Source organism: Oleiphilus sp. HI0123 (genome assembly GCF_001635315.1).
This window is the reverse complement of sequence record NZ_LWGE01000181.1, coordinates 1-2,954: the sequence shown is the minus strand read 5'-3', so window position 1 is coordinate 2,954 and position 2,954 is coordinate 1. Positions and strand designations below refer to the sequence as shown.

At 40.0% G+C, this 2,954-nt stretch carries 6 protein-coding genes; all 6 read left to right on the top strand.

The window, feature by feature from the left end; all coding sequences use genetic code 11:
- The first annotated feature begins 87 nt into the window (after nucleotides 1-87).
- The 6 genes from A3761_RS01685 to A3761_RS01660 all read left to right on the top strand — a co-directional run bounded on the left by A3761_RS01685 (nucleotide 88) and on the right by A3761_RS01660 (nucleotide 2,911).
- Entirely contained in the window at nucleotides 88-411 is a 324-nt protein-coding gene (locus A3761_RS01685; RefSeq protein WP_156491496.1) for a hypothetical protein, read from the top strand.
- 82 nt (nucleotides 412-493) lie between these two features.
- A complete protein-coding gene (locus A3761_RS01680) occupies nucleotides 494-832 on the top strand; it encodes a hypothetical protein (protein WP_068567667.1) in 339 nt (112 codons plus the stop codon).
- A 31-nt stretch (nucleotides 833-863) separates the two neighbouring features.
- On the top strand, nucleotides 864-1,214 hold the full coding sequence (locus A3761_RS01675) for a hypothetical protein (RefSeq protein WP_068567669.1): 351 nt from the start codon (nucleotides 864-866) through the stop codon (nucleotides 1,212-1,214).
- A gap of 173 nt (nucleotides 1,215-1,387) precedes the next feature.
- On the top strand, nucleotides 1,388-1,603 hold the full coding sequence (locus A3761_RS26625; RefSeq protein ID WP_197472728.1) for a hypothetical protein: 216 nt from the start codon (nucleotides 1,388-1,390) through the stop codon (nucleotides 1,601-1,603).
- A 107-nt stretch (nucleotides 1,604-1,710) separates the two neighbouring features.
- Nucleotides 1,711-2,316: a tyrosine-type recombinase/integrase gene (locus tag A3761_RS01665; RefSeq protein ID WP_068567309.1), complete on the top strand. Its 606-nt coding sequence runs from the start codon at nucleotides 1,711-1,713 to the stop codon at nucleotides 2,314-2,316.
- Between the two features lie 31 nt (nucleotides 2,317-2,347).
- Nucleotides 2,348-2,911, top strand: a complete 564-nt coding sequence (locus A3761_RS01660) for a hypothetical protein (RefSeq protein WP_068567307.1) — start codon at nucleotides 2,348-2,350, stop codon at nucleotides 2,909-2,911.
- The last annotated feature ends 43 nt before the right edge of the window (nucleotides 2,912-2,954 follow it).

The window sequence follows — 2,954 nt, the reverse complement described above, 5'->3', positions numbered from 1 at the left end:
GGTTTAGACGGTCTCAAATAGGTTGATAGTAGAAACTTCAAGCTTCAACCGGGCGTTGTTAAAAAGAGAAAAATGGAGAATCACTCAGTGAAGAAAGTTATTCTGACGCTATTATGTCTTGTATCATTTCAGGTCCATGCTTGGGACGCCAATGGTAAAGTCAAAATAACAAAGTTAATTGCTCAAAATTCGCCGGGGCTGTTTATAATTGAGACTGAGCCTTCGACAATTGGCAATACTAGTTGTACTTATCATGTCAAACCGCGGTGGGATGCATCAGCAGTTCTTTCAAAAGAAATGTACTCTATGGCTCTAGTAGCATCAGCGGCAAATAAACCAATTAATATTTATATTGATGGTTGTGTTTCAAATTACCCCAAAATTGAGCGGATGGAATTATTGGTCGATTAGGACCAACAGTTCATGTAACTAGATATACCAGCACTGCCTACAACAGGTTGAAACAAGCTCTTACAGTTTTTGGGAATTATATATGATAGAGCGAATTGGTTTTATTCTGTTGTTATCTTTTTCGACTGCATCCGTTGCTTCTACTTTAGCTGGAGCGGTAGTAGATAAGTTGATGGTCGATACGGTTAATGGGGGCATTATGTTTGTTAGCGCAACTGGAACTTATACGGCCTCAGGTTGTACAACAAATTCGACATGGGAATATGTGTTACCACTAAATTCAGAGCTGAGAAAGAGCACGATGGTTTCAATGCTCTTGGCTGCATATGCATCTGGAAAAACAGTGCTGCTGAAAGGAAATGGTGTTTGTGGAGATACGTTTTCATCAATTGAGACTCTTCAGAGAGTGAGTCTGGAATAGGTTGATTAAAGACTAGGGAAAAGGAAGTTTTATGCGATTTGTATGTATGCTTATTCTAGGTTTGTTGTCTTTTGGAGGGATTGCAGGAGCTCAAACTGGTGCATCAGGTTTGGTGGATATCAAGACCCTTAGGATAGGTGGTGGTTTCTTGAGGGTTACTGGAAGTACTGATTTCCAGGACCCGAGTGATTGTAACGGAAGTGGACAAAATAGTAATAGAGACGTGCTAATCTTCGAAGGCATAGATTCTTATAACGAAATAGTCAGTTTTGCGCTAGCTGCAAAAATGGCGAACCAAAAAGTGCAGTTTTGGCTAGATGGTTGCGGAATTGATAGTGGTAGGAACTATCCTAAAGCCAGTTATATTTACTTAATCGACTAAGTTTATATTTAGTCTGAAATAGGTTGTGAAAAGAACAAATTTGAAGGGATCTTATTGTGAAGAAGATAGTATTTTTCTTACTTATAACTAACACCTTAGTTAGCTACGCTGACTATGACACTAACATGCGAGGCCATATAAAAAACATCTTTACATATCCCTATGGATTGGTTTTGTTCAAACTTGACAATCAACCTAATCACCCAACATGTAATAGTGGTTACTTTGCAATTGGTACTGATGTAAGCGAAGCAGGAGCGAATAGAATGTTTTCGATGTTACTTACACTTCATACCAAAAAGGCTGAAGCCTATATTGGGTATGATAGCAAAGGTGATTGCGCAAACGGTTATATCAGAGTTCATAATATTGGTGAGACTAGTACTTAATATTAGGGATGGTGGTCGTCTTAAATAGGGTCTGATGCGTCACTGAAGGCAGTTTTTTGTATTATTGACCATAATGATAACTCTTCTAAACATAAAGGAGAGTTATCATGAATGAAGCCCTAACACCTTCTATAGAAAAGTTAACGGGACAAAAACTACCGCTAAAGATCAATCAGATCTGGGGTATACGTATTCGGCTTGAGCTAAGTCATAAGCGTCGAGACTTAGCTTTGTTCAATCTAGCGATTGATACCATGTTACGTGGATGCGACCTTGTTAAACTGAAAGTTCGTGACGTGTACCGAGGCGATGATGTGCTGTCGAGGTCTACCATCATTCAACAAAAAACAAAACAGCCTGTTCAGTTCGAAATTACGCAAAAGAGTAAGGCATCTATCCTTGATTGGATGAGGCATGCAAACTTAAGTTTTGATGATTACTTGTTCAAGAGTCGGTGCCGTAAGTCTAAACACATTACGACAAGGCAGTATGCCCGCATTGTTGAGGGTTGGGTAAGAGGTCTCGGCTTAGATAGGGTGGCCTATGGTACGCATTCATTACGACGAACAAAGTCGACGATTATCTATCGTGAAACCAAAAATTTAAGAGCTGTTCAAATATTGCTAGGTCATAGAAAAATGGATAGTACGGTAAAATATCTCGGTGTTGAAATCGACGATGCCTTACATATTGCTGAGCAGGTTGATATTTGACGTTTTGAATTGATGAAATGAGAGGCTGAGATTGAAACAAATATTATTAGGTTTGACGGTATTACTATGCTTATCAGCATGTAGCAACCAAGCAATTAAAACCAATGCTTATCCAACACTTAGTGCAGTTGTATCCGGTCAAGACCGCATTCGGTTTGAAGGTAAAGGCGCTGGTGCTGGCATGATGCTTATGTCTTCGTTGGGGCCCGCCGGTATTGCTATTGGCGTGGCTATTGATGAGGGGATTGCCAAAGAAATACACGAAACCTTCTCACGCAAATATCGATTTGTCGACATAGTGAATGAAGAGACTGTAAATTGGTTTGAGCAGCAGTGCTTGAGTGAAACAAGGCCCAAGATATGCAGTCGCAAATCCGTCCAAATCACAATTAATCATTATGGGTTTAAAACCACAGAAGGTGACGATGATCCTGTCATTCCGAAGCTTCAAATTGTCATTGATGCAAAGAGCTACGAATTGGGAAGTGATGCACCTATGAAAGCTCAACCCTTAGCGCAAATCAAACAGAATGCCTCTGCATCAGCTGCGTTATTGAGAGAAGGCTATCAAAGCATTCTCAATCGACTCCAGTAGAGTAGAAATTGCCCGTAAGGTCAATGTCCGATATGTGGACATT